Annotated in this window: 18 protein-coding genes and 10 pseudogenes; 19 read left to right on the top strand and 9 right to left on the bottom strand. The window is 66.9% G+C overall.

Annotation, left to right across the window (positions count from 1 at the left end; translation table 11 throughout):
- Positions 1 to 57: 57 nt before the first annotated feature.
- Both OHA88_RS00465 and OHA88_RS00460 read left to right on the top strand, forming a co-directional pair.
- Positions 58 to 1,146, top strand: coding sequence for an alkene reductase (locus tag OHA88_RS00465; protein ID WP_328623718.1), 1,089 nt, complete (start codon positions 58 to 60; stop codon positions 1,144 to 1,146).
- A gap of 134 nt (positions 1,147 to 1,280) precedes the next feature.
- Positions 1,281 to 1,448: a hypothetical protein gene (locus tag OHA88_RS00460; RefSeq protein WP_327128864.1), complete on the top strand. Its 168-nt coding sequence runs from the start codon at positions 1,281 to 1,283 to the stop codon at positions 1,446 to 1,448.
- A gap of 82 nt (positions 1,449 to 1,530) precedes the next feature.
- Here the strand turns inward: OHA88_RS00460 and OHA88_RS00455 are convergent, their stop codons facing one another.
- Both OHA88_RS00455 and OHA88_RS00450 read right to left on the bottom strand, forming a co-directional pair.
- Complete coding sequence (locus OHA88_RS00455) at positions 1,531 to 2,799, bottom strand: IS256 family transposase (RefSeq protein WP_267008273.1); 1,269 nt, start codon at positions 2,797 to 2,799, stop codon at positions 1,531 to 1,533.
- Positions 2,800 to 3,198: 399 nt separating this feature from the next.
- The gene (locus tag OHA88_RS00450) at positions 3,199 to 3,897 is read right to left on the bottom strand and encodes a TetR/AcrR family transcriptional regulator (protein WP_328623717.1); all 699 of its coding nucleotides are present in this window, start codon (positions 3,895 to 3,897) and stop codon (positions 3,199 to 3,201) included.
- A 262-nt stretch (positions 3,898 to 4,159) separates the two neighbouring features.
- Here OHA88_RS00450 and OHA88_RS00445 point away from each other — a divergent pair, with 262 nt between their 5' ends.
- Both OHA88_RS00445 and OHA88_RS00440 read left to right on the top strand, forming a co-directional pair.
- Complete coding sequence (locus OHA88_RS00445) at positions 4,160 to 4,540, top strand: hypothetical protein (protein WP_328623716.1); 381 nt, start codon at positions 4,160 to 4,162, stop codon at positions 4,538 to 4,540.
- A 168-nt stretch (positions 4,541 to 4,708) separates the two neighbouring features.
- A pseudogene (locus OHA88_RS00440) lies at positions 4,709 to 5,410 on the top strand (arsenic resistance protein); the annotation flags it as partial.
- A gap of 339 nt (positions 5,411 to 5,749) precedes the next feature.
- Here the strand turns inward: OHA88_RS00440 and OHA88_RS00435 are convergent.
- Positions 5,750 to 5,959, bottom strand: a pseudogene (locus OHA88_RS00435) (transposase); the annotation flags it as partial.
- Here OHA88_RS00435 and OHA88_RS00430 point away from each other — a divergent pair.
- A pseudogene (locus tag OHA88_RS00430) lies at positions 5,954 to 6,088 on the top strand (transposase); the annotation flags it as partial. The pseudogenes OHA88_RS00435 and OHA88_RS00430 sit on opposite strands and share 6 nt — an antisense overlap.
- Before the next feature lie 161 nt (positions 6,089 to 6,249).
- On the opposite strand, the gene OHA88_RS00425 reads toward OHA88_RS00430, so the two are convergent.
- Positions 6,250 to 7,446, bottom strand: a complete 1,197-nt coding sequence (locus OHA88_RS00425) for an IS110 family transposase (RefSeq protein ID WP_328623715.1) — start codon at positions 7,444 to 7,446, stop codon at positions 6,250 to 6,252.
- Positions 7,447 to 7,848: 402 nt separating this feature from the next.
- Between OHA88_RS00425 and OHA88_RS00420 the strand changes: the two are divergent.
- Positions 7,849 to 8,091: pseudogene (locus OHA88_RS00420) on the top strand (transposase); the annotation flags it as partial.
- Positions 8,092 to 8,262: 171 nt separating this feature from the next.
- Here the strand turns inward: OHA88_RS00420 and OHA88_RS00415 are convergent.
- Positions 8,263 to 9,513 carry an IS701 family transposase gene (locus tag OHA88_RS00415; RefSeq protein WP_443044341.1) on the bottom strand — a complete coding sequence of 417 codons (1,251 nt, stop codon included), beginning with the start codon at positions 9,511 to 9,513 and terminating at the stop codon, positions 8,263 to 8,265.
- Positions 9,514 to 9,642: 129 nt separating this feature from the next.
- On the opposite strand from OHA88_RS00415, the gene OHA88_RS00410 reads away from it, so the two are divergent.
- Positions 9,643 to 9,831: a transposase gene (locus OHA88_RS00410; protein ID WP_328623713.1), complete on the top strand. Its 189-nt coding sequence runs from the start codon at positions 9,643 to 9,645 to the stop codon at positions 9,829 to 9,831.
- A gap of 159 nt (positions 9,832 to 9,990) precedes the next feature.
- The gene (locus OHA88_RS00405; protein WP_328623712.1) at positions 9,991 to 10,320 is read left to right on the top strand and encodes a transposase; all 330 of its coding nucleotides are present in this window, start codon (positions 9,991 to 9,993) and stop codon (positions 10,318 to 10,320) included.
- On the opposite strand, the pseudogene OHA88_RS00400 reads toward OHA88_RS00405, so the two are convergent.
- Positions 10,260 to 11,521: pseudogene (locus tag OHA88_RS00400) on the bottom strand (IS110 family transposase). The gene OHA88_RS00405 and the pseudogene OHA88_RS00400 overlap by 61 nt on opposite strands.
- Before the next feature lie 419 nt (positions 11,522 to 11,940).
- On the opposite strand from OHA88_RS00400, the pseudogene OHA88_RS00395 reads away from it, so the two are divergent.
- The 3 genes and pseudogenes from OHA88_RS00395 to OHA88_RS00385 all read left to right on the top strand — a co-directional run.
- Positions 11,941 to 12,216: pseudogene (locus tag OHA88_RS00395) on the top strand (transposase); the annotation flags it as partial.
- Positions 12,217 to 12,255: 39 nt separating this feature from the next.
- Positions 12,256 to 12,687 carry an ankyrin repeat domain-containing protein gene (locus OHA88_RS00390; RefSeq protein WP_328623711.1) on the top strand — a complete coding sequence of 144 codons (432 nt, stop codon included), beginning with the start codon at positions 12,256 to 12,258 and terminating at the stop codon, positions 12,685 to 12,687.
- Positions 12,688 to 12,876: 189 nt separating this feature from the next.
- Positions 12,877 to 14,334: pseudogene (locus tag OHA88_RS00385) on the top strand (NF041680 family putative transposase).
- Positions 14,335 to 14,651: 317 nt separating this feature from the next.
- On the opposite strand, the gene OHA88_RS00380 reads toward OHA88_RS00385, so the two are convergent.
- Entirely contained in the window at positions 14,652 to 16,034 is a 1,383-nt protein-coding gene (locus OHA88_RS00380; RefSeq protein WP_328623710.1) for a dihydrolipoyl dehydrogenase family protein, read from the bottom strand.
- Between the two features lie 704 nt (positions 16,035 to 16,738).
- Between OHA88_RS00380 and OHA88_RS00375 the strand changes: the two genes are divergently transcribed.
- Both OHA88_RS00375 and OHA88_RS44355 read left to right on the top strand, forming a co-directional pair.
- Complete coding sequence (locus OHA88_RS00375) at positions 16,739 to 17,386, top strand: cysteine hydrolase (RefSeq protein ID WP_328623709.1); 648 nt, start codon at positions 16,739 to 16,741, stop codon at positions 17,384 to 17,386.
- Positions 17,387 to 17,779: 393 nt separating this feature from the next.
- Positions 17,780 to 17,938 (top strand): annotated as a pseudogene (locus OHA88_RS44355) (DUF1622 domain-containing protein); the annotation flags it as partial.
- A 162-nt stretch (positions 17,939 to 18,100) separates the two neighbouring features.
- Here the strand turns inward: OHA88_RS44355 and OHA88_RS00370 are convergent.
- Positions 18,101 to 18,685 (bottom strand): hypothetical protein, encoded by a 585-nt coding sequence (locus tag OHA88_RS00370; RefSeq protein WP_328623708.1) that lies wholly within the window; start codon positions 18,683 to 18,685, stop codon positions 18,101 to 18,103.
- Between the two features lie 657 nt (positions 18,686 to 19,342).
- Here OHA88_RS00370 and OHA88_RS00365 point away from each other — a divergent pair.
- The 5 genes and pseudogenes from OHA88_RS00365 to OHA88_RS00345 all read left to right on the top strand — a co-directional run bounded on the left by OHA88_RS00365 (position 19,343) and on the right by OHA88_RS00345 (position 23,129).
- Positions 19,343 to 19,606, top strand: coding sequence for a helix-turn-helix transcriptional regulator (locus OHA88_RS00365; RefSeq protein WP_328623707.1), 264 nt, complete (start codon positions 19,343 to 19,345; stop codon positions 19,604 to 19,606).
- Positions 19,607 to 19,762: 156 nt separating this feature from the next.
- Complete coding sequence (locus tag OHA88_RS00360; RefSeq protein WP_328623706.1) at positions 19,763 to 20,716, top strand: DUF6083 domain-containing protein; 954 nt, start codon at positions 19,763 to 19,765, stop codon at positions 20,714 to 20,716.
- 153 nt (positions 20,717 to 20,869) lie between these two features.
- Positions 20,870 to 21,796 (top strand): annotated as a pseudogene (locus OHA88_RS00355) (UvrD-helicase domain-containing protein); the annotation flags it as partial.
- A gap of 83 nt (positions 21,797 to 21,879) precedes the next feature.
- Positions 21,880 to 22,728 (top strand): IS5 family transposase, encoded by an 849-nt coding sequence (locus tag OHA88_RS00350; RefSeq protein WP_267007542.1) that lies wholly within the window; start codon positions 21,880 to 21,882, stop codon positions 22,726 to 22,728.
- A complete protein-coding gene (locus OHA88_RS00345; protein ID WP_327129827.1) occupies positions 22,725 to 23,129 on the top strand; it encodes a hypothetical protein in 405 nt (134 codons plus the stop codon). Before OHA88_RS00350 ends, OHA88_RS00345 begins: the two co-directional genes overlap by 4 nt.
- 100 nt (positions 23,130 to 23,229) lie before the next feature.
- On the opposite strand, the gene OHA88_RS00340 is transcribed toward OHA88_RS00345, so the two are convergent.
- Positions 23,230 to 23,652: a hypothetical protein gene (locus OHA88_RS00340; protein WP_328623705.1), complete on the bottom strand. Its 423-nt coding sequence runs from the start codon at positions 23,650 to 23,652 to the stop codon at positions 23,230 to 23,232.
- Positions 23,653 to 23,765: 113 nt separating this feature from the next.
- On the opposite strand from OHA88_RS00340, the pseudogene OHA88_RS00335 reads away from it, so the two are divergent.
- Positions 23,766 to 24,323 (top strand): annotated as a pseudogene (locus OHA88_RS00335) (3'-5' exonuclease); the annotation flags it as partial.
- Positions 24,324 to 24,384: the final 61 nt, after the last annotated feature.

The raw sequence follows: 24,384 nt of genomic DNA, 5'->3' as shown, positions 1-24,384 counted from the left end.
CTCCTCATCCACCCCCCTCAGTGCTCATCCACCCCCCTCAGTACAAGGAAGTTACTCATGACCACCACCCAGCCCCTGCTGCAGCCCGTCCGCCTCGGCGCGCTGGAGCTCCCCAACAGTGTCGTCATGGCCCCCATGACCCGCGCCCGCGCTCAGAATGCCGAGCTGGCCCCCACCGACCTGCACGCGACCTACTACGCACAGCGCGCCGGCGCCGGCCTGATCGTCACCGAGGGAACCTGGGTCAACACCGACGCGATCGGCTTCATCAACGTCCCCGGCATCTACAGCGACACGCAGACCGCCGGCTGGGTGAAGGTCACCGAAGCCGTCCACGAGGCGGGCGGGCGGATCGTCTCCCAGTTCGGCCACGTCGGCGCGGCCTCCCACCCCGACCACTTCGGCGGCCGCCTGCCCGCCGGACCTTCGGCCATCAACCCCGGCGAGAAGTCCTTCACCCCCTCCGGGCCGAAGGACACCGTCACCCCGCGCGCCTACACCGCCGCTGAGATCGCCGCCACCATCGCCGACTACCGCCGTGCGGCCGAGAACGCCCGCCGCGCCGGCTTCGACGGCGTGGAAATCCACGCCCAGCAATCCCAATTGATCCCGCAGTTCCTCAACCCCCGTCTCAACCAGCGCACCGACGCCTACGGAGGCAGCAGCGAGAAGCGGGCCCAGTTCCTCCTCGACATCCTCGACGCCGTCAGTGACGTGTGGGGCAGCGACCGCGTCAGCGTGAAGATGTCCCCGACCTGGGACAACGGAGGCACGTTCACCGCGGACGAGGAGGCACTCGCCGACTACGACCAGCTGTTCAAGAAGCTCAGCGACAGCAACCTGGCCTACCTGCACCTCCTGGGCACCCCCGGCACCATCGAGGAGCGCATCGCCCTCTTCTCCCGCTACCGCGCCCACTACCAGGGCAACATCGTCGCCAACCTCGGCTTCACCCAGGCCCTCGGCAACGAGATCCTCGACCACGGGATCGTCAACGCGGTCTCCTTCGCCGAGCCTTTCATCGCCAACCCCGACCTGGTCGAGCGCTTCGCGCAGGGCCACCCGCTGGCCGACGGCGACCGGGGCACCTACTACGCCGGTCACAGCGAGGGCTACACCGACTACCCCGCCTTCACCGCCAACTGAGCAACTACGTCTTCCTGCGCCTTTGACGGTTGATCGGAGGCCCGCCGCGCCCGCTCCTCGCCACAGCGAGGAAACGGCGCGGCGGACCTCGGCGCGGCGGCTGGAGGTGACTTGTGCACCCTGGCTCAAAAACCGTGCGCACGGACCTGTTCGGTCCGGTCGACGAGACGGTCGGCGAGCACCTGCGGGGCGGCCGGATCCACGATCCCGGACAGGACCACCAGGGCCTGCTCAACGGCTGGAAGGGCTACAGCCCTTTGGCCATCGCGGAGTTGCCCCCACAGGTAGGCCACCGGAGCTAGAGCCACCTGCAACCGAGGGTCTATCAGGAATGAGGTGTGATTCGTCTGATTGGCCTACAGGTTCTTCGGTGGGCTGATTGGTCTACACCCGTCCGGCGGTGAGGCGGCCGTCGAAGAGGAGGTCGAACTCGTTCAGCGCGCTCTTCCAGCGGTTGTTCCAGCGCTGGCGGCCGCGTCCGGTGGGGTCGAGGGCGAGGGTGGCCAGGTAGAGGCGCTTGAGGGCGGCGGTCTCGTTGGGGAAGTGTCCGCAAGCTTGGGCCGCGCGTCGGTATCGGGCGTTCAGCGACTCGATGGCGTTGGTGGTGTAGACGACCTGGCGGATGGCGTCCGGGAGGCCGAGGAAGGGAACGAATTCGCTCCAGGACCGTTCCCAGATCCCGGTGATCGACGGGTACTTCTTGCCCCATGTGCCGTCGAAGTCGGCCAGTCGCTGCCGGGCCTGCTCCTCGTTGACGGCCGTGTAGACGGGCTTGAGGTCGCGGGCGACGTCGGCCCAGTCGCGGCGGGACGCGTAGCGCAGGCTGCCGCGGATGAGGTGGACGATGCAGGTTTGCACCACGGTCTGCGGCCAGACGGTGTTCACCGCGTCGGGCAGGGCGGAGAGGCCGTCGCAGACCAGCATCAACACATCGCGGACGCCCCTGTTCTTGATCTCGGTCAGGACGGTCTGCCAGTACTTGGCGCCCTCGCCGCCGTCGCCGGCCCACAGTCCCAGGATCTCCCGGTAGCCGTCGGCGGTGACCGCGATGGCCACATAGACGGGTCGGTTCGCGACGTGCCCGTCGCGGATACGGACGTGGATCGCGTCGATGAAGACCACCGGATAGACCGCGTCGAGCGGGCGGGTGCGCCATTCCGCCATCGACTCCAGAGCTTTGTCGGTGATGGTGGAGACGGTCTCTTTTGTGGTCGTCATCCCGTACACCTCGGAGAGATGGGCGACGATCTCGCCGGAGGTCAGGCCCTTCGCGGTCAGCGACAGGACCATCTCGTCCAGCGCACCCGTCCGGCGGGCGTACTTGGGCAACAACCGTGGGGTGAAGGTGCCCAGGCGGTCCCGGGGGACCTGCACGGTCACCGTGCCGACCTCCGTCATGACTTTCTTGGCCCGGTAGCCGTTACGCATGTTGCCGCCCGAGCGTGAACCGCGGCCGCCGGCCCGCCCGGCCTCCGCCGCGAGATGCACATCCATCTCGGCCTCCAGGGCGGCCTGCATCAGATGCTGGGCCAGCTCGGGCAGCAGCCCGCCCTCGCCCATCAACCGCAGCCCTCCTAGGCGCACCTTCTCGGCCGCCAGCGCGGCCAGCTCCTCCAGCAGCTCGCTGGACAGACCATTCTCGGATACCGGCATCGACTTCACGTCGGCACCCTCGATGCTCTCACCAGCCACGGCAAGCGACACACCGTCAGCGGCCTCGATCAGGTGATCCGTCGTCGTACTCATCAGGTGACTCCTTCGGGGAAGCACACACCTGATTCATGACACTCCCGCAACCGAAGATCGTAGGGGTCGGCCTGGCGCTGCCTTCAGCCACGATGAGGTGCACGAAGGGTGCTGTCGCTGCCTGTACCGCTTCGGCCGGCGAAGCCGGGCGACGTGCAGAGCCGCGTGCTTCTGCCGGATGGAGATGGCGCGGGCACCGGAGTCCTTGGGCATGCCCGAGGCCAGGGTCACCCACCCGCCCTCATCGAGCGGCGCGTTGATGTCCAACTGTTCGTAGCCCGGAGTCACGTTGGACGTGTCGGTGGGTCAGGGGCGCTGCTCGCGGCAGTCCTCTTCGGTGCACTCGAGAGCGGTGAGGGTCTGGTCGGCCTGCTCGCTGGTCAGGGGAGGTTCGGGCAGTTCGTGGGCGCCCTGGGTGCGGAAGGCGTCGAGCATCAGGTGGAGGTGGCGGCGCCAGGCCCGGGGGGCGATGGTGCGGGTGGCCTGGATGATTCCGGCCTGGGACCAGATCACGAAGGCGATGTCCTGCGGGGTGACGTCGTCGCGCAGGGCGCCCTGTTCCTGGGCGTTGCGCATGATCTGGGTGCAGATTTCCTTGGCGCGTTCGTGCATTTCGCGGCCGGTCGCGTGGAGGGGGAGCCGTGCCGAGACCAGGTCGTTGAAGGCGCGGTCGCAGGCCTGCAGCTGGCAGAGTTTCTCCATGTAGCGGCAGAATCCCTCCCAGGCGTCGTCCATGGCCGCGGCCTCTTCCGCGGCGATGAGCAGTTCCGTGTACTTCACGTTGAAAAGCGTTTCGACCAGGGCGAGGCGGGTGGGGAAGTGGCGGTAGAGCGTGCCGATCGCGACGCCGGCCTCGCGGGCGACGCCCTCCAGGGACGCTCCGAGGCCCTGCTCGGCGAAGGCGGTGCGGGCGGCGGCCACGATCGCGTCCCTGTTGCGCTGTGCGTCACGGCGCAGGGGTTTCGCCGGGGTGTCGCTCAGGGACGGGGCGTGGTGCTGGCTCATGGCTCGACAGTAACATGAGGCACCCCTCCAATTGGATGGTTGTTCTGTTTCCGATCGCAATCTCGTGCCTCCGACGTGCTGTGATGATGCTCACTGCAAACATGAGGCGCCCCTCGGGTACGGTGGCGGAGTCGAACGTGAGGCACCCCTCCGGATGACCTTGAAGCCAGCCGACTGACCCGGGATTTCCGGATCTCGGTTCACATGGAAGCGGCGCCCGCAGGATCGGCGAAGCCGCGGCAGTTTTGTAAGGGAAATGACCATGAGCAGCATGACGAAGCGCCTCTCGATCGCACTCGCCTCCACGGCACTGGCCGGCGGAGCGCTTCTCGGGGCCGGCGGCTCGGCGTCGGCAGCCACGGTTTCGGTGCCCGTGCAGCACACGCAGCACGTGTCCGCCACCTCCGTGACCGGCAGCGAACGAGTCGGCCGCTACGCGGACCACGAGGCCGAGGCGGCGTCGTGGCACGGTGTCAGTGCCGCTCGCTGGTACGAGGACCAGGTCGACGAGGCGGCGTCGTGGCACGGTGTCAGTGCCACCCGCTGGTACGAGGACCAGGTCGACGAGGCGGCGTCGTGGCACGGTGTCAGTGCCGCCCGCTGGTACCAGGACCAGGTCGAGTGGTCCCTGAACCACAGCTGACGCGGCCCGGACCGCCCCACTCCGGAACGGCGGCACCTGCCCGGACAGCAGCACGGCCGCACCCCCGGCCGACCGGGATCCCGGACCGCGCCCCCACGGCGCTCCGCACCCGCATCGGGAAGACCACCGCACGCAGGACGAAGGCACTCCGGCCCCCAGCGCCCGCCAATGCCGACCACGGCCAGGCCTGCGCCCGCGCATGAACCCCACCGGCCGCATCCCCGGCCGACCGCTTCCCCGCACACCGTGACACCCGGCCGGACCAGGCAGGTCCTCTCCACACGGGGACGGTCACCCGCGACGCGAACACCACGCCACGCCCGGTTCCTTTCCGCCGCGCTGGTCGTGAACTTCGTGATCGTGCCGCTGGTCGTCGCCGCGATATTCACGTTCCTCCCCGCCGACCAGACCGTCCGGCTCGGTGTCCTGCTGGTGCTGCTGTGCCCGTGCGTGGACTACGTGGTCGTCTTCTCCGGCCTGGCCGGCGGATTCAACCGTCGGCTGCTGGCCGCGACCCCGCTGCCGCCCGTGTTCCTGTACCTCTTCGTGGGCTCCGAGCTGGCCGACATCGTCGAGGTCAAGCCGTTCCTTAAGGCGTTCCTGATCCTGATCGTCATCCCGCTCGCCCTGGCATGGGCGTTGCAGGCGTGGGCGGCGCGTCGTGCCTCCGGGCAGAAGGTCTCCGACGCGGCGACGACCATGATGGTGCCGCTGATGGCCGCCACCCTGCTGGTCGTGGTCGCCTCCCAAGTCCCCAAGCTCGGCGACAGCCTCACCGCCGTCATCCCCTTCTACGCCGCCTTCCTGATGGTCATGGCGTTCGCTGGCAAGGTCATCGCCCGCCTCTTCCGACCCGAAGCCCCGGCCGGCTGCAAAGGCGGCTACGCGTCAATGACCGGCCCGGTGATCGACGAGACGGGCGCCCGGCCGCGGGAGGACCGGCTCCTGGCCGAGCGGATCCGCGAAGTCCATGGCGAGTCCAACAGCGCTTCCGGCTCCCCGCGGGTGACCGCGAGCTCCGGGAGAAGGGCCTGCGGGTCAACGAGAAACGCGTCGCCCGCGTGATGCGGATGTTCTCCATCACCGGTATCCGCCTGCGCAGACACGTCCGCACCACGACCCAAGACTCGGCAGCCTCCCAGGTCCCGGACCTGTTCCAGCGGGACTTCACCGCCACCGAATCCGGCCTGAAATACATGGGCGACATCAGCGGAACGAGTTGCGCAGGAGGTGGACCACGCAGGTCTGGACGGTCGTGGCCGGCCAGACGGTCTCGACTGCGTCGGGCAGGCCCCTGAGGCCGTCGCAGACGAGCATGAGGACATCGCCCGCGCCGCGGTTCTTGATCTCGGTCAGGATGTTCAGCCAGTGTTTGGCGCCCTCGCCGCCGTCTCCGGCCCACAGGCCCAGGACTACACGGCCGCGACCGAAGACGCCGCCCTGGAGCGGTTCGCCGAATTCGCCGACACCTGGGGCAAAAATTATCCGGCGATCGTCCGGCTCTGGGAGAACGCCTGGGAGGAGTTCATCCCGTTCCTGCGGTTCGACTGCCGCCCGCCAGGACTGGGACAAGATCGCCAAGGCCCTCAAGCCCACCTATCTCCCCCTGGAAGACGGGGAGTTCCTCTATCTCGCGACCGTGCTCGACTGCTTCAGCCGCAAGGCCGTCGGCTGGTCCATCGCCGACCACATGCTTCCTAATATTGTTGTCAAACGGCTGTGGTCGCAGGGGGTGTGACTTCGTAGCACCGTCGGTCACGGATCAGGGCCCACAGGACGTTGACGCGTCGGCGGGCAAGGGCGAGCACGGCCTGGACATGCTTCTTGCCCTCGGCGCGTTTGCGATCGTAGAATTTCCGCGAGTTCGGGTCGAACTGGACGCTCACCAGCGCAGAGGTATAGAAGACGCGCTGGAGTCTTCGGTGGTAGTTGTTCGGCCGGTGGAGATTGCCGCTGACCTTGCCCGAGTCACGAGGCGCGGGAGCGACGCCGGCGAAGGCCGCCAGCGCGTCCGGGGAGTCGAACCCGTCCAGGCCTCCGCCGACCGAGGCGAGGAACTCCGCGCCGAGCACAGCACCGATACCCGGGACGCTCTGGACTATGTCGGCGAGTTCGTGCTCGCGAAACCGGCCCTCGATGAGCTTGTCCATCTCGGAGATCTGCCCGTTGAGGGCCATCACCTCCTCGGCCAGGGTGTGGACCAGCTTCGCGATGGTCTTTTCTCCGTGGACAGCTGTGTGCTGGCGCTCGGCGGCCTCGACGGCCGTTTCGGCAAGGGATCGCGCGTTGCGGACCTTGCGATTGGCCAGCCACTTCGTCAGCCGCGCGGTGCTGGCGCGGCGGATCGAGCCCGGGGTCTGGTAGCCCGTAAGGAGCTTGAGCGGGCCCATATTGGTCACGTCCAGTGCCCTCTCCAGGGCCGGGAACATGCTCAGCAGGGTGCCGCGCAGACGGTTCACCGCGCGGGTGCGGTCCTCGACCAGGTCGCCGCGGCGGCCGGTCAGCAGCTTGAGCTCGATGGCGGTTTCGTCGCCGGGGCGGATGGGCCGCAGGTCGCGGCGCATCCTGGCCTGGTCGGCGATGATGTAGGCGTCACGGGCGTCGGTCTTTCCCTCACCTCGGTAGCCGTCGGAGGCCCGGTTCACCAAGCGGCCGGGGATGTATAGGACTTCCTGGCCATGGTTAATCAGCAGGGCCAGCAGCAGCGCGGGCTCCCCGCCGGTCATGTCGATGGCCCAGGTGACCTGATGGCCGTCAGCCAGCTCCAGAACCTCACCGATCAGCTTCAGCAGCTCGGGCTCGTCGTTGGCAACTCGCCGAGACAGCAGTGTCTTTCCGCCGGCTTCCAATGCGAGGCCATGGTGGTGGCCCTTGCCGCTATCGATCCCCGCCCATATCCGGCTCATCGCGCTCCTGACGTGCTCGTTCGTACAGGTCGTACCACGGACGACTTCGCCGGCATTGCTCTACTCAGCGACTTGTTCGCACTTCCTAATCGGCGGCCGAGTCGTCGTGGGGAGCCGGGCGGCCAAGCATGTGGAGCCACAAGGCGGCAGCGCACCGAGAGCCACACCCGCCTCCCCTGGGTGCCGCAACCCTACGAATAGCTGGGGCTTCCCAGGAAGAAGGTAGAGCGCACCGACCTGGTCGCCGACGCACTGCGGATGGCCGCCCGAACCGGGGGCAGCCTCGACGGGGCGGTATTCCACCGATAGAACTCAAGCGGTCTATCCGGTCGTCTGGTGCGGTCGCCAACCGTCCGGTCTATGTGGCCCTGGCCGTCACCACGGAGGGCCGCCGGGAAATCCGAGATCCGAAGGATCGTCTGCACGACCAACGCCATCGAGTCCGTCAACGCTCGGATCCGCCGGGCGGTCAAGGCCCGCGGTCACTTCCCCAACGAGCAGGCCGCACTGAAATGCGTCTACATGGCGATCATGTCGCTGGACCCCACCGGCAAGGGACAAGCCCGCTGGACCAGCCGCTGGAAGACCGCTCTCAACGCCTTCGACATTACCTTCGACGGCCGACTCAGCGCAGCACGCCACTAACCACAACAACCCCAATTACACCGTTGATTGGACAGTCCCTCCGTGGGCTGCAGCGCCTAGTAGGGCTTGGTCAGGTTCGTATGGGGGTGGGTATGTTGCGGTGGCAGGTGGGGCAGGCGCCGGCCCATAGGGCGAGGAGTGTCTGGAGTTCGTGGAGGACCTGGTAGAGGCTCAGACCTGCGCTGTGTCTTTTGGGTGGTGTGCCAGTCGTTGCAGGGTGCAGAAGGCATGGGCGGCGGAGACGAGGGTGACGTGGTGGTGCCAGCCGTTCCAGGTGCGGCCTTCGAAGTGGGCTAGACCCAGGGCCTGTTTCATCTCGCGGTAGTCGTGCTCGATGCGCCAGCGGAGTTTGGCCAGCCGCACCAGCGTGGCCAGCGGCATCCCGGAGGGCAGGTTCGAGAGCCAGAACTGCACCGGCTCGGGCTCGGTGGCGGGCCATTCGGCCAGCAGCCAGCGCTCGGGCAGTTCCGGACCGTCGCCGGCTGTGCGGACACCGCGTCCGGCCGGACGGACGCGCAAAGCAACGAAGCGTGAGTGCATGCGCTTGAAGCCGCTTCGGCCCTGGCCTGGCCGGGAGCCTGCCCGCCAGGACACCGGTCTCGCAGCAGCCCGGCCGGCTGCGATGACCAGGTTTTTCATGGTCTGTGCGGGCTCGGGATACTGCATCTTCGGTGGCCGGCCGGTGCCCGCATAGGCGGGCTGGACGGGCCGGGCCCCAGCCCGATGGGCGGTGTGGCGGGAAGAAATGCCCACCGCATAAGGCAGGTTGCGGTCCTCCAAGCCCAGACGGAAGGCGGCGGCATCACCGTATCCGGCGTCCGCGACGACCAGGGGAATGTCGATGCCCCACGACCGGGCCTCGTCGATCATGTCCAGGGCCAACTGCCACTTCTCCACATGCCCCGCCTGGGCGGGGATGCCGCAGCGACTGCGGCGGGCGACCTTGTCCGCATCCGCCTCCGGCGAGGCCGGATCCCAGGAAGCGGGCAGGAACAGCCGCCAGTTCACCGCGGCCGAGGCATGATTGCGGGCCAGGTGCAACGACACCCCGACCTGGCAGTTGGTGACCTTGCCCGCGGTGCCGGTGTACTGCCGGGACACACACGCCGAGGCGTCCCCGTCCTTCAAAAAGCCGGTGTCGTCGACGATCAGCGCCTCCGCGCCGATGACGTCGTGCATCCTCCAGGCCAGCCGGGCCCGCACATGGGCTGGATCCCACGGGCTGGTAGTCACGAAGTGGGCCAGTGCCTGCCGGTTACCGTCCTCGCCCAGACGCGCCGCCATCGGCTCCACCGACTTGCGCCGACCCTCCAGCAGCAGCCCACGCACATACACCTGCCCCCACCGCCGCTGATCCGCACGGAAGAACCCGTCGAACATCTCCGTCGTGAATGCCTCCAGGTCCTCCCGGACCCCGGCCATCTCTTCAGGTGTCACACCACCTCAACGACACTCACCAACAGACAGACACGCCACCCACGAGTGAAGCTGACCAAGCCCTACTAGGGCGTGTATCGAAAGTGGATCTTGTTCGTGAGATGATCTTGGTTCGTGGCGCGTGGAGATCTGACAGACGAGCAATGGGCCGCGCTGGAGCCGCTGTTGCCGAAGGGCAAGAAGCCCGGCCGGCCACCGACATGGACCCGGCGGCAGCTGATCGACGGCATACGCTTCCGGGTCCGCACCGGCATCCCGTGGCGGGACTTGCCCAAGGTACGGGCCGTGGGGCCGGGCGTATGACCTCTTCCGTCGCTGGCAGCGCAACGGCACCTGGCAGCGCATCTTCACCCAGCTCCAGGCCCAGGCCGATGCCAAGGATCTGATCACCTGGGATCTCAACGTCGACTCCACTGTCTGCCGGGCCCACCAGCACGCCGCCGGAGCGCGAAAAAGGGGGCGATGCAAAAGGAGCCGCCCGGCGGCGTCGCCACGGAGCCCGACGACCACGGCCTCGGGCGCTCGCGCGGCGGCCTGACCACCAAGCTGCACCTGGCCGTCGAGCAGGGTCAGAAGCCCATGTCCATCGTGGTCACCGCCGGGCAGCGCGGGGACTCACCGCAGTTCGAGGCCGTCCTGGACCGCGTCAGGGTCCCCAGACTGGAACCGGGCCGACCGCGCACCAGGCCGAGGCGGGTGCGCGCCGACAAGACATCCCACGCCGATAAGCGTCAAGCCGCTGCTGCAGCAAGTTCGGGTGACGGCTGCGGGAAGGCGATTGCTTCGTCGTAGATGTGACCGTTCTGGAGGCAGTAGAACAGCATTCCCATGAAGCGGTTGAAGAGGTTCCTCTGTGCGGCAACGTGGCGGTCGCCGGCCGCTCGGCGGCGGTCGTAGTGGGCTCTGGCGCCTGGTGAGCGGGTAAGGGAGACGAAGGCCCAGACATAGCCGACGGCAGCCAATCTCTGATTCTTGATCCTCCGGCTCATGACCATGCAGCTCTTGCCGCTGGACCTGGTGACCGGGGCGCTTCCTGCGTAGGCCTTGAGGGATCGGGCGTTGGCAAAGCGGGTCCGGTCATCGCCGATCTCTGCCAAAATCCGGGCGCCGGTCAGTGAGGCAAGTCCGGGAAAGCTGCGGATGATCGGGGCATCGTGATGCTCTGCGAAGGCTTGCGTGACGGCTTCTTCGAGCTGTTCAGCGTTGTCGCAGGCGGTGTTCAGCTGCCTGAGCAGGGCGGATGTCTGGTGCCCGAGGGCTGTTTCGACCTGCGGGAGCTGGTGGAGATACTCCCGCTTGAAGACTTCGTGGAGCCTTTCGGCTTCGGTCTGGATGCCGCGGACCCGGCCGGCCTGCTTGAGCAGGGACTGCAGGCGTCGCCGTGTCAGCTTCGCCGCCATGGTCGGGGTCGGGGCTGCAGCCAGGATGCTGCGGGCTTCTCTCGAGCACAGGCCGTGTTTGTGCTGGGCGTAGGCGTCGAGGATCGCCGGGTAGAACTCCCTGAGCTGAGAACGGAGCTTGTTCTGGGCCTGGCCGCGGGCCCAGACGGCGTCCTGCTGGGCCCGTGCGAGCACGGCGATGGCCTGCACGAGCTCGGAGTCCGCGGGCAGCGGCCGGTGGGCGGCCATGTCGGTTCGCAGGATGTTGGCCAGGGCCGCGGCGTCGACGGCGTCTGACTTCTTGCGGGCGACGGAGTGACGGTCCCGATAGCGGGCGACTGCCGGCGGGTTGATCGCGAAGACCGGCCGGCCGGTGGCCCGCAGGCAGGCGACGAGGAGCCCGCGCGATGTCTCGATCGCCACGGGGATCGGGGCGTCCTCGCTATCGCCATGTTCAGTCAGCAGGGCCGTGAGCTGGGCGAACCCCGCCGCGTCGTCACTGATCCGCACTTTGGCGAGTTGCTTTCCCCGGCCTCAACCAGGGCTATGTCGTGGTGGCCTTCGGCCCAGTCCACCCCACAGAAAACTGGCGTCGGTAACCCGACGATCTCCATCCGGCTCTCCTTCGTCGCGGCTCTTTTCCCAGGCCAGAGCCTGTGCAGGGTGCGCGTGCTCCCTAATGGAAGTGCTCATGGCACGTCATCCCACCAGCCGTTCGCAACCCCAGCGAGTCATACGGTCCTCGATCTGTGTCAGAGCTGAGGGCTCAGGCAGAGGTGAGAGGTGATCCGCATAACCGGCTCGGACTACGAACAGCAAACCGCGGAGCAGTCAGATACGGGCCTGCCTGCACAAACGCGACCACGTGAATGCCGTCGGAGACGGATCTGTACCTGTTCTTGCCCACTTGAGGTCCATGCTGCTGGGCGCGAGCCAGCCTCGTCTTGTCAATAGGACTCTGAGGTCCGGGCGTACACAAAGGCTCGGCTCGCGCCCTGAAGATCAGCTCCCGCCGACCTTCGCTTCCCATTAGGCGTACGCCTCCCGCAAGAACCGCGCCTACCTACGCAGACGCGGCATACGCTGCACCATCCCGGACAAGGCCGATCAGACGCGCAACCGAAAGAAACTCGGCTCCCGCGGTGGCCGCCCGCCGAGGTTCGACCCGGAGGATTACAAGGCCCGACATGCGGTTGAGTGCGGCATCAATCGTCTCAAAAGGCACCGCGCAGTGGCCACGAGGTACGACAAACTCGCGGTCCGCTACGAGGCGACCGTCCTGGTTGCAGCCATCAACGAGTGGCTGTGACCGAGCCCTTCGCTCACCTCCTCGTTAGTCTGAGCGATTGTGAACAGACGGCGGCAAAAGAAACTGTCGGAGCGTCTCGTCGGGGCAGCGACCTTCGGCGACAGCGCCCATATCAATGCACTGCTGCTAGCCGGGGCCTGCCCGGAGACAAGCAACACCGAAGGCACCACGCCTCTATACGCGGCATCAGTCCACGGAGCCACCGACAACGTCCTCTGCCTGCTGGCAGCCGGGGCCTCGCCCAACACCGAAAGCGGACGCGGCGCGGAAGGCACACCCCTGTGCGCGGCAGCATGCTGGGGCCATACCGAAACGGTGCGTGCACTCCTCACCCACGGCGCCGATCCCAATCTCCACGAAGATCACGGCATGGGCCGTTCGCCGCTTCAATGGGCGACGACCGGGCCCTACCCCGAGACGATCGCCGTGCTTCTCGCGGCAGGTGCCCGACCACACGACCCAGCCACGTGACCCATCCCGTAATTCCAGGTCTCGCCATCCACTTTCGATACACGCCCTAGCTTGATCTTTAACATCCGACGTCGAATGGTGCCTCGAACTTGATCACTCGGTTCGGTAACTGCCGTACGCCAAAGCGGCCTTCGTCTGAACATGTGCTCCGACCAAGGAACACACACGTTCAGCACGAAGGCCGTGAGGATGAGTCTGCTGCATCGCGATGCCCGGCGAGAGCCGTTGGCCCAACTGTCATGCTTCCGGGGCGAGTTCTACTCCTGTCTCACCGCTCGTTCGGATGCGTTGTTCGAGCTGGCTGATGCCGTTCTGTGCGGTGACGGGCCGGTGAGGTCGCTGGCCGAGTTGTCGCTGGTGGGTGAACACCGCCGCGGCCATGGCGGGCTCTACGCCGCTGTCGCCCGTGGCCGGGTCGATACCGGCCGGCTGCAGCGGGCCCTTGCCGCGGTGGCACTGCCACGGGCTGTCGACGGCCGGCTCGTCCTGGCCATCGACATCACCTGCTGGCTGCGCCCCGACGCCCACACCTCACCGCAGCGGATCCTGTGTCACACCTACGGCCGGGGCAAAGACCAGCACATCCCTGTCCCCGGCTGGCCGTACTCGATTGTCTGCGCGCTCGAGCCGGGCCGCAGTTCATGGACCGCACCCCTGGACGCACTCCGCCTGGCCCCCGGGGGATGACTCCGCTACCGTCACCGCCCGACAACTGCGTGATCTGCTCCATCGACTGATCACCGCCGGGCAGTGGCAGGAGGGCGACCCGGACGTCCTCGTCATTGCGGACGCCGGATATGACGCACCCCGCCTTGCCTTCCTGCTGAAAGACCTGCCGGTCCAAGTACTCGCCCGGATGCGCTCGGATCGGGTCATGCGCCGGAGTGTCCCGCCTCGGCATCCACACACGATGGGCCGCCCACCCCGGCACGGCAGCGAGTTCGTCTTCGGACAGCCTGACACCTGGGGCACCCCGGACACCGAAACGGTTACCGACACACGTCTCTACGGCACCGCCAGGGCCCGTTCCGGGACCGGCTCCACCCCAAACTGACCCACCGCTCCTCCTGGGCCGCAACCGACGGCACCCTCCCGATCGTCGAGGGCACCGTGATCCGCCTGGACATCGACCACCTGCCCAGCGGAGCAACACCGAAGCCGGTCTGGCTGTGGTGGTCAGGCACCGACGCCACCCCGGCGGACACCGACCGCCTCTGGCAGGCCTACCTGCGGCGCTTCGACATCGAGCACACCTTCCGCCTCTTCAAACAGACCCTCGGCTGGACCTCCCCGAAGATCCGCACCCCCGAGGCGGCCGACCGGTGGACCTGGCTGATTCTCGCCGCCTACACCCAACTCCGTCTCGCCCGCCCACTCGCAGCCGACCGGCGCCGCCCCTGGGAGAAGCCCAGTTCCCCGGACAGGCTCACTCCCGCCCGCGTCCGCCGCGACTTCCGGCACATCCGCCCACAGACCGATTGCCCAGCCAGAGCACCGAAACCCTCCCGTCCCGGCCCCGGACGACCACCGGGCCGAAAGAACACCCGGCCCACACCCCGCCACGACGTGCACACAGCCCAGAAAACACAGCCAGCGAAACGACGAAGGAAGAAGTCAACCACCCCGAATCCCCGCCGCACAGGTTAAAGATCAAGCTAGAGCTTTACGGCACATGGCGAGTGGGACAGCCGCCTGAGCAAGTCCGAGAAGGATCAGCCACGAACCCGCGGACAGCGGATGGGGCGTGAGGAGTTCCCTGCCTGGCCAGGGCTGCAGCGTCAGCGGCGCGAGGCTGAGCGCAAGGAACAGGAAGCGGCTGCACTTTGCAGCGACGCGTTTTACACCGGCCCTGGCCAGGGCCGTCAAAGCGGCTGAGGATGGTGGGATGACGAGGGCTGTACGGCCCGTCTGGCACAGCGTTGATGAGATGGGGACTCGCTCAGCACCTCGGCCATATCCGATCGTTAGTCCTGAAGTGTGGCGAACAAGAGATTGAGTCCCTCGGTCATGGTGGGGTGAGTGATGATCATGTTGCGAAGGGCTGTATAGGGGAGGTTCGCTAGCATCGCTGTCTGGACGGTGGTCAGCGTTTCGCCAGCCTCTGGGCCCAGCAGCGCAACGCCCAGGATCCGGTCGGTGTGTGCGTCGACAACCGCCTTCCAGACGCCGTCCGTCTCCCGCATGGTGCGTGCCCGGGGAATGGCAGCCACCGGCAGCTTGGCGACCCTTACGTTGTAACCTGCCGCACGGGCCTGATTTTCGGTCAGACCGACCCGGGCAAAGTCGAGGCCGAGGAATGTGGTGTGCGGGATGAGCCGGTCCCTGGTTGACCGTGAACAGCCTGCCAGGTTGTCCTTGAGGATCCGGTAATCGTCCAGGGAGACGTGGGTAAATTGTGGGCTGCCAGCGACATCGCCAGCGGCCCAGGTGTGGGGTGCATCCGTGGCCAGGTGTTCGTCAACGGCCACGAAGCCGTGCTCGGTGGTTCGTACGCCACCGGCGTCGAGGTCGAGTCCGTTGGTGACGGGTTGGCGTCCCGCCGCGACAAGCACGTCGTCGCCAGCCACCGTGGCACCGTCGGAGAGCGTCAAGGTGACTTCTTCGTCTGTGCCCCTCTGGACGGAGGCGACTGAGCGGCCGGTGATGATGTTCACGCCGTGGGCCGTAAGGAGCCCGGCCACCGCTTCAGCGATGTCCTCGTCCTCCCCGGCCAGCAGTCGAGGGCCTCGCGCCACTAGGGTGACCTTGCTCCCGAAGGCCGCGAACATGTCTGCGAACTCCAGGCCGACTGTCCCCCCGCCGACAATCACCAGGTGAGCTGGCAAGCGCTCAAGACGCAGCAAGGTTTCACTCGTCAGCGGGCGCGCCCCCAGCAGGCCGGGGATGTCGGGTACGCGCGGCTCGGTGCCAGTGTTGATAACGGTCTCGGTGCCGCGCAGCAATCGCGTGCCGCCCTCGTTCAGCGCCACCTCCACAATGCGCTCCCCCGTGAAATGAGCCTGCCCGAGGATAAAGTCCATTCCTGAGTCGAGGAATTGTTTGTGGTTGATCGCGACCATGCCTTCGACGACGCCGCTCGTATGGTCTCGTAGCAGTTCGGCGGTGACGCGTGGTACTTCGGCATCTAGCCCCAGTTGTCGAGCGCGGGCAAGGATTCGCGTGGTGCGTGCACTGGTCACCAGAGCCTTCGTGGGTATGCAGGCGACGTTGATGCATGTTCCCCCGATCATGCCGCGCTCCACCATGGCCACCCTTTTGCCGGTCCGCGCCCAGTCCATGGCTAGCGTTTTGCCGGCCTTGCCGCCACCCACCACAAGCAGGTCCACGTTCTCTGCCGTCTGAGCCATGTCAGGCTCCTCACCGTTTCTTCTTTGAAAGCTAAGCCCGCTTGCCGGCAATGCAGAGGGAAATGGCTGTCGGTCGGATGGGAGTTTCCACTCGCCACTTTTCACGCTAGCTCGGGCAGAGTCACGCTGCAGCCGGTAGCTGGTGCAGCAAAGCGCACGGCGGCGGCAGGCCACCGGCTTCGGCCGCTTCCCATCCCGCCACTTCCTCGTCAACGCCACTCGGCGCAACTCAGCCTTGCAGCGATCGACGTTCTCGCCCGGACCCCGTCCTCCTGCTGGACGGCGATCTGCCACCGCCGAACCCAGGAAACTGCGCTACCGAATCCCTAGTAGGACACCGTCTAGAGCACCGACGACCCCGAAAGCACGGAGCCTAATTTTTCTCCCCACCATCCCCGCAGACCGTTCACACCTCGGGGATGGCAGGGACGGCGACCGAGGTGCAGCAATTCGCCGATGCAGAACGCCCCGCGATGGGTCACAGTGGAACGGAGGGCCGGATGACCGGGACAGCGCCTCCTCAGGGCACACACCCCGGAGGTGAGCGCGGCACTCGAGTGATATCGCTAGGTGTCGGAACAGTCCGCACGGCTCAGGAAGAGACCTCGCGTCACCGGACCGGAATGTGCTTCGGAAGGACATCCGGTGTACCGAATACGAATACTTACTACACCGGTGGTTTGTTATTGCGTGAGGAGCGCCAGGTGGAAATCACGAAGACCGACACTGCGGTTGTGTTCATTGACCCACAGAACGACGTGCTGAGCGAGGACGGAGCGAACTGGGACGCGGTGGGAGCGAGCGTCACAGAGAACAGAACCGTCGAAAATATGGAGAGAATCTTCGAGGCGGCGAAGGCGGGCGGATATGAGGTCTTCATCTCACCCCATTACTTCTACCCGACCGACAACGGATGGCGAATGAACGGGCCGCTGGAGACGAGCGAGCTCGAGACCCACACGTTCGCACGGACGGGACAGCTCGATCTGACCGGGTTCCGCAACTCCGGTGCAGACTGGCTGGACCGCTTCAAGCCCTATATCGAAGACGGCAGAACGGTGGTCGCCAGCCCGCACAAGGTATTCGGGCCGGAAACCAACGACTTGGTACTGCAACTGCGCAAGCGGGGAATACAAAGGATTATTCTTGGCGGGATGCTGGCGAACATGTGCGTCGAGTCCCATATGCGTCACCTCATCGAGGAGGGATTTGAGGTCGCCGTGGTCAGGGATGCAACAGCTGGACCCCGACACCCGGTCTGGGGCGACGGCTATCAGGCGGCGATCATCAACTACCGTTTCTTCGCCCATGCGTTGCTGTCGACTGACGAAGTACTCGATCGAATGCCCTGAGAAGTTCGCAGTCGGAAATAGTGCTCGCGTAGTCCGATAGTTGCGCTTTCAACAGGCGCCGTCGACGGTCGCCCTGCGCGGGGAGTGCCGTGGAACATGTCTGCCCGACAATAGCCGGTGCTCGGAACGAGGCTTCGGTAGCAACAGAGGTTGTGGACCACAAACGAGCGGATTCGGGTCGGCGCGAGAGGGCATACCGTGGAGTTCCAACACATCGTGGAGCTGGTCGGTCGAGCCGTTGACGCCGCCGGCGTAGCCATCATAGTCGTGGGAACGCTCTTGGCGACCGTTCTCGCGGCTATCCGGCTCAGTCGCCGACAGGCCGGTGTGTACCGCGGCTATCGCCGTCGCGTCGGGCGGTCGATCCTGCTGGGGCTGTAGTTCCTCGTAGCCGGCGATATCATTCGTACAGTCGCCGTCGCACCGACGTACGCAAGCGTCGGAGTACTGGCCGTGATCGTGGGTATCCGCACCCTCCTCAGCTTTTCTCTCGAGCTCGAAATCACCGGGCGGTGGCCGTGGCAGAAGCCAGTGACCGAAGCCGAGGACTGACCCCGCGTGACGCCGGAGGCCAGCGGAGCGGAGACATCCCTGCCGTGAATTCTTAGTACTCCAGTCAGAATTCGTGTCTACGGGTCCGGGCGAGGCGGACATCGGACGTCACCGGCTGGACGCACGCAGCCCCACCACGGGCCTGATCGCGGCATGTAAACCTCATTTCGCCGAACAAGACGACGTCTTATGAGGCGGGTCCCAGGACACGTCTTCCGTGGCCGGTTCGAACGTCCATGCTCCGACGGCGTTCACGGTCACGAGGCGGTCGAGCGTCGCGGTGAGTATGTTCTGGTCGAGTCCGCAGGTACGGGTCAGGTGATCTGCTTCCATGCTGGTACGACAGGAGCCGGGGGAGCGGTGCGCAGTGAGTACGAGCGAGGTCAGGCGGTCTGAGGCCGGCAAGGCGCGCAGTCGTGGCTGGGAGACCGCACGCAGGGCCCAGTCGGCGGCCTGGTGACGGTCGTGCCGGGCGGGTTCCTGGGTGAGGACGGTTGCATCGAGCAGTTGCGCGGCGGCAGTTCTGTGTCCCGTCTGTTCTGTGGGATGTGGCAGGCGGCGTAGCCAGCGGGCGTTCTCCAGCTCGTCCCAGGGCGCGAGGGTTCGGGCCAGGCGCATGCCGCGGAGCAGTCCGGCCGGGAGATGTACCTGTCCGGATGTGTTGCTGCGCAGTGCGCACTGCAGGGCCAGGAGTCGCCCTTCGGCGCTTGCATCCGGGGGAAGCGTGGCCGCGAGATAGCTGAGCATGTCGCGGACACGATGCGCTGGAAGGGCGCCATCGGGCAGCCTGGCACACCGTGCCCCGGCGGAACTGGGGCCGGTATCGGGCCTTGCTGGGGTTGATGTGATGGCGGTGTCGGGGACGATGGCGCTGCCCGGGGTAGAGCTCGCGCAGGCGGCGCAGGCGTCGGCCAGACGCCAGAGACGACCTCCGCGTTCACGCGCGAGGACGAGCAGGACGGGGCCGGCGCAACCCCGGTGGCGTGGATGCCACCGGCATCCGCGTTCGTGGCACTGGCAGGTGCGCAGGTGCGGGGGCAGCACATCGCGGCGCGCGTGGTGGGCCAGGTGCGCCAGGACCGCGGGCCGGGCCGCAGCCCCTGCCAGGGCGTGACCGCGTGGTGCGCACAAGGCGCAATAGAGCACGGTTTTGCCCTGCTGCGGGCGTAGTTCCACGGTCCAGGTGCGCCGTACTGGTGGGCGCAGGGTGCACAGCCTCATGGGGCGCCCGTTCCTCCTGTCTTCAGCCGGGAGCCGACCCGCCCCTGGGGGTTGTGGTGAGGGGAGGGGTGTCGGCGGCACACCGTAGTGCAGACCTCTGCCCTTCGTGTGGGGCGGTCACCTGCGGAAATAGGGCAGAGGTCTGCACTGACAGGGCAGGGGTCTGCACCTTCGGATGGGGGAGTGACCAGCTTCCCGCCCGACCCGAACCTCACCGCCCTCCGCCTGGAGCTCGCGCGGTTGAGGAGCGAACGCGGCTGGACCTACGACGAGCTCGCCCGCCGCACCGGCCTGGCCAGACGCACCCTCATCGAAATCGAGCAGGGCCGCACCATCGGATCCCTCAAAACCTGGCACGCCCTCGCCCACGCCCTCGACGTGTCCGTCGACCACCTCTTCGCCACCCTCTGCGAAGGACACGAGCGACCCGCCGGGCCCGCCGAATAGCACTGCTGGCCCGGCTGCCGAGGATCACCCGATCCAGTCATCGACGGGAACTCCCGTACGGGAAACTGCACATCAGTCCCGCCCGGTTGAGCCATCCGCAGGACAATCCGGCACGCTCCCCGTGGCTGCGGCGCGGCGCCTGTCACCTTCGCCGTCATGTCCTCCACTGCCTCATCCGGCCGCCGATGGGACGGAACACCCGCCCGCCCCCACCGCCAACGTGCCCTGCGCGTCGCCCCCGACAGCCTCACCCGTCTCGTGCGCAGCGCCCAGTCCAGTCGCTGCCGTGACTGCGGTAACCGCATCGACTGGTACACCCGCACCGACAACCGCCCGGTCAGCCTTCACCCGCACGAACTCGACGCCACCGCCGTTCCGGTAGCCAGCCGCTGGCATGTCAGTTCCGGCATCGCCCACCTCGCCGGCGACGGCACCCCCTGGTGCCGCATCCCGCACCTCGCCCTGTGCCCCGCACGCCCCGCCCCCTCCCCGCTCACCCCGCAGGTCGCCGCACTGCGCCGCCACCTCGCCCTGCACACCCGCCGACTCCTCGACGCCGGCACCCTCACCCCATCCACGCCGGACGCAGCCTCACCGGCAACCGCCCTGGAGTCCTGCCGCCCGGCCCGGCCCATCGTCCTGCTCCTGCACACCCGCTACCTCGCGGCCCAGCCTGTTGACACCATCCAGTGTGTAGCCCAGACCCGCCGACGCCACCGCTGCACCCACCCCGTCCTCAGCCCCAGCGCACCGGCCGGCACGTGGACACTCGTCCCCGCCACCACCGGACGCAGGCAACTGGCCCGCACCGGCGGCCTGATGGCCGCCTACGACCTCACCCACCTCACCTACGCGGAACAGCTGCGCTGGCGCCACCAACGCTGCCCCACCACGCCGCCACCCCGGGCGCAGCCGACCTCGCCCTCGCCGAATGGGAACCCTTCGACCCGCTGCTCCACCACCAGCACATCCACAACCGCCTGCCCACGACGGTCCGACACCGCACCCAGGCACGGGCATGAGAACCGCACACCACCACACACAGCCGAACTTCACGGAGACGGTGCTCCAGGAGCCCGTTGCCGCGCACCTGCCCCGCCTAGACCGTGACCCGGGCGTCGGCAGCGCCGTAGCCGAGCGGCCGCAGGGCGCGACATCGCCCTGGAGCGACTTCCGGCCCATGTCACCTCGCAGCAATCGCCGGCCGCTGCCGCACACAAGCTCACCACCCCCCGCAACCGACGGAGTATCAGGGTGCTCAACCTGAATCCCACCGACGAACAGACCGCCGCCGCCGACGCTTTCCATGCCGGCGACCACCTGGCCCTTCAGGCAGGCGCCGGCACCGGCAAGACCAGCACCCTCGCCCTTCTCGCCCACCACACCCGCCGCCGCGGCCGCTACCTCGCCTACAACAAAGCCATCGCCCAGGACGCCGCTGCCCGCTTCCCTTCTACCGTCACCTGCAAAACCGCCCACGCCCTGGCCTATGCGGCTACCGGCTACCACTACGCCCGGCGCCTGAACGCCCCCAGACGCCCCGCCTGGCAGACCGGCCAAGCACTCGGCATCACCAAAACCATCCGCATCGGCGAACGCGACCTGTCACCCAAGGCCCTCTCCTACGCCACCCTGCGCACCGTGACCAGCTTCTGCCACTCCGCCGACCCCACCATCACCCGCCACCACGTCCCCCGCCTGCGCGGCCTCGAAGACCCCGACCTGCACACCCAACTCGCCCAACACATCGTTCCGTTCGCCCGCCGAGCCTGGACCGACCTCCAGCACACAGACGACGGAGCCGTGCGCTTCGACCACGACCACTACCTCAAGATCTGGGCCCTCACCCAGCCCAAAATCAACACCGACTTCCTCCTCCTCGACGAAGCACAGGACACCAACCCCGTGGTCGAGGAAATCTTCCTCAACCAGCGCAGCCACGCCCAACTGGTAATGGTCGGCGACTCCGCACAAGCCATCTACCAATGGCGCGGGGCACGGGACGTGATGACCACCTTCCACGGCACACGACTGGCTTTGTCGAAATCCTTCCGCTTCGGACCCCGTCTTGCGGCCGAAGCCAACCGGTGGCTCACCATCGCCGGCGCGCCCCTGCGCCTCGAGGGAACCGAGACGATCTGCACCGAGATCGGCCCTGTCGAGCAGCCTGAGAGGGCGGTTTGTGAGTCATTGATGCGTTCTGCCGTCACCTGATGGTGTGGGTGGGGGCGGAATCTGCTGGTCCGTGGCCGTTGGTCTGCTGGGGTGGCGGGGTGAGTGAACGCAAGCCGTACCCGAGCGACTTGTCGGACGGGCAGTGGTCGTTGATCGAGCCGGTGATCACGGCGTGGAAGGACCGGCACCGTTCGGTCAGCGGTCACCAGGGCGCCTACGCGATGCGGGAGATCGTGAACGCGATTCTCTACCAGGGCCGGACCGGCTGCCAGTGGGCCTACCTCCCGCACGACCTGCCGCCGAAGAGTGCGACGTACTACTACTTCGCCGCGTGGCGCGACGACGGGACCGACCAGGTCATCCATGAACTCCTGCGCTGCCAGGTACGTGAGAGAGCCCGCCGATTAGAGGACCCGACCCTGGTAGTGCTGGACACGCAGAGCATCCACGTCGCCGCCGGGGTCCCCGCCACCACGACCGGGCGGGACCCGGCGAAACGGGTGCCGGGCCGCAAGCGGGCACTGGCGGTGGATGTTCTGGGCCTGGTCATCGCCGTCATCGTGCTCGCCGCCAGCACGCATGACAACGCCGCGGGTATCGCCCTGCTGGACCAGGTCGCCGAACGCACCGGCGGCACTGTCAGCAAGGCGCTCGTCGATCAGGGCTTCAAGAAGCAGGTCGTCGTGCACGGCTCCGGCATGGGTATCGATGTCGAGATTGTCGAACGCAACCTGCAGGACAGGGGGTTCGTCCCGCAGCCGATCCGGTGGAGGGTCGAGCAGACCTACGGGATCCTGATACTGCACCGGCGCCTGGTCCGTGACTACGAACACCACCCGGCCTCCTCCGCCTCCCGCGTCTACTGGGCGATGACCCACACCATGACCCGCCGGCTCACCGGCACGATCACCCCCACCTGGCGCGACCCGCAGGCCGTGACCGCATGAACATCCAGCCCCTGCTCGAAGCACTGGATGTCCAGGAAGACGCAGCCCGGACCCTGACCGACGACCTCCGAACCCAAGCCGAAGAGCTACAGGCCCGACTACGGGAGGCCGAGACCCACCTCGAGCACCTCGCGATCACCCGAAAGACCGTCACCGCCCTCGCCGACCGGATCCCTACCCAAACCGCCTCGCCGGACCTGCCCGAGCACCCGGACTACCCCCGCATCCTCGCCGTCTTCAACGAGGCCACCGGCCCCCTCCGCGCCCGCGACATCTGCGATGCCCTCGACCACGAACTACTGCCGAAGAACATCGAAGGCACCCGCGCCAAGCTGAAACGCCTGGTCAAACTGGACATCCTCACCGAGGACGACGCCGGCAGCTTCGCCACGAAGCAGTAACGGACCAAGTACCGCGATCGGCAACGCTGATACTGCCTCACCCGAAAACGACACTCCACGAACAGCCTCATGAAAGGTCGGACAAGGCAGGCGTCGAGCGTTACTGCGCACCGCTTGATGGCGATCGAAAGCGGGCCACGATCTGGTGTGCGTACTGATCCTCCGGGCCGAGGTCCTGGACCGCTAGATAGGCCGTCTGGGCTCGATTTGTCTCGCACAAAAGCCGGACAAAGACGTACAGAGCATCACGGTCACCATCTTTGGCGCGGCTGCGCAGCGCGGCCTCCATCCCCCGCTCGCGAAGCGATCTGTTGAGTCTCCGACGTGCATGGACGTCCGTGCGAGCGAGTTCCATGAGTTCCGGGAGCCGTTCCGAACGGGCGAGCAAATCCATGTGCCACAGATGGTTGTTGTGCATGTAGCGATCGGTGGAGTAGCACTCGGCCTGGGCGCTTACCAACGTGATGGCCGCATCCCAATCCCCGAGTTGTTCCGCTGCCCGGGCCTGCTCGAACCACTCCACAGGACAAGTATCGCGTAGCGCCGCCTCGTACAGCGTGGTGGAAGTGGTCGCCGATGAAGGTCCACCAGGCCCGCGCCCGCCACCCCTCATCAAATACTCTCAAACCGCCCTCTGACGCCGTCTTGTGCCGCACCAACGTCGGCGCCATGAACGAAGTCATGCAGCAGCTTGCGGCGGGCCATCGTGTGGCGCTGGTTGGGGGAGGGGAAGCCCTACGCGCCTTGGCCCACGCCGCCAACGACCTGAAGGAGGGCCGCCGCACCTCGCACCCTGAGCTCGTCCTCTTCCCTACCTGGGGCGATCTGCAGGATTATGCCGAACACGATCCGGCCGGTCGCGAGCTTCAGCCGCTGATCGAGCTTGTCGACACACATGGAACCGGGGCCATCCTCGCAGCCGTCAACCGGCTCGATGACGAATCCGACGCAGATGTGACTGTGTCCACTGCCCACAAGGCCAAAGGCCGGGAATGGCACCGGGTAAGAGTGGCCATCGACTTCACCCCGCCCCAGGACAGCGACGAATACGACGAACATGGCCACCCCCTGCCTGGACCCATCGATGGTGCCGAGGCCCGTCTCGCCTACGTCGCGGTCACCCGGGCCCGCAACCGCCTGGACGTTGGTGGTCTGTCATGGATCAATGCTCATCCCGACGGGCAGACGGCATAAGCATATTGACCCGCCATTCGTTTGGACCATCTGATCGTTGGTCTGCGCATGCCGTTGGCCG

It is taken from the genome of Streptomyces sp. NBC_00353, assembly GCF_036108815.1.
Taxonomy (GTDB): domain Bacteria; phylum Actinomycetota; class Actinomycetes; order Streptomycetales; family Streptomycetaceae; genus Streptomyces.
The sequence above is the reverse complement of the archived record's forward strand: the minus strand, read 5'-3'. Positions and strand labels throughout refer to the sequence as shown.

Bases quoted from the DNA above. Each gene is read 5' to 3' on its own strand.
- OHA88_RS00465 (WP_328623718.1), top strand. From the start codon at position 58: ATGACCACCACCCAGCCCCTGCTGCAGCCCGTCCGCCTCGGCGCGCTG.
- OHA88_RS00455 (WP_267008273.1), bottom strand. From the start codon at position 2,799: ATGCCGGTATCCGAGAATGGTCTGTCCAGCGAGCTGCTGGAGGAGCTG.
- OHA88_RS00450 (WP_328623717.1), bottom strand. From the start codon at position 3,897: ATGAGCCAGCACCACGCCCCGTCCCTGAGCGACACCCCGGCGAAACCC.
- OHA88_RS00445 (WP_328623716.1), top strand. From the start codon at position 4,160: ATGAGCAGCATGACGAAGCGCCTCTCGATCGCACTCGCCTCCACGGCA.
- OHA88_RS00425 (WP_328623715.1), bottom strand. From the start codon at position 7,446: ATGAGCCGGATATGGGCGGGGATCGATAGCGGCAAGGGCCACCACCAT.
- OHA88_RS00415 (WP_443044341.1), bottom strand. From the start codon at position 9,513: ATGGCCGGGGTCCGGGAGGACCTGGAGGCATTCACGACGGAGATGTTC.
- OHA88_RS00405 (WP_328623712.1), top strand. From the start codon at position 9,991: ATGCAAAAGGAGCCGCCCGGCGGCGTCGCCACGGAGCCCGACGACCAC.
- OHA88_RS00380 (WP_328623710.1), bottom strand. From the start codon at position 16,034: ATGGCTCAGACGGCAGAGAACGTGGACCTGCTTGTGGTGGGTGGCGGC.
- OHA88_RS00370 (WP_328623708.1), bottom strand. From the start codon at position 18,685: ATGCTCAGCTATCTCGCGGCCACGCTTCCCCCGGATGCAAGCGCCGAA.
- OHA88_RS00360 (WP_328623706.1), top strand. From the start codon at position 19,763: ATGTCCTCCACTGCCTCATCCGGCCGCCGATGGGACGGAACACCCGCC.
- OHA88_RS00345 (WP_327129827.1), top strand. From the start codon at position 22,725: ATGAACATCCAGCCCCTGCTCGAAGCACTGGATGTCCAGGAAGACGCA.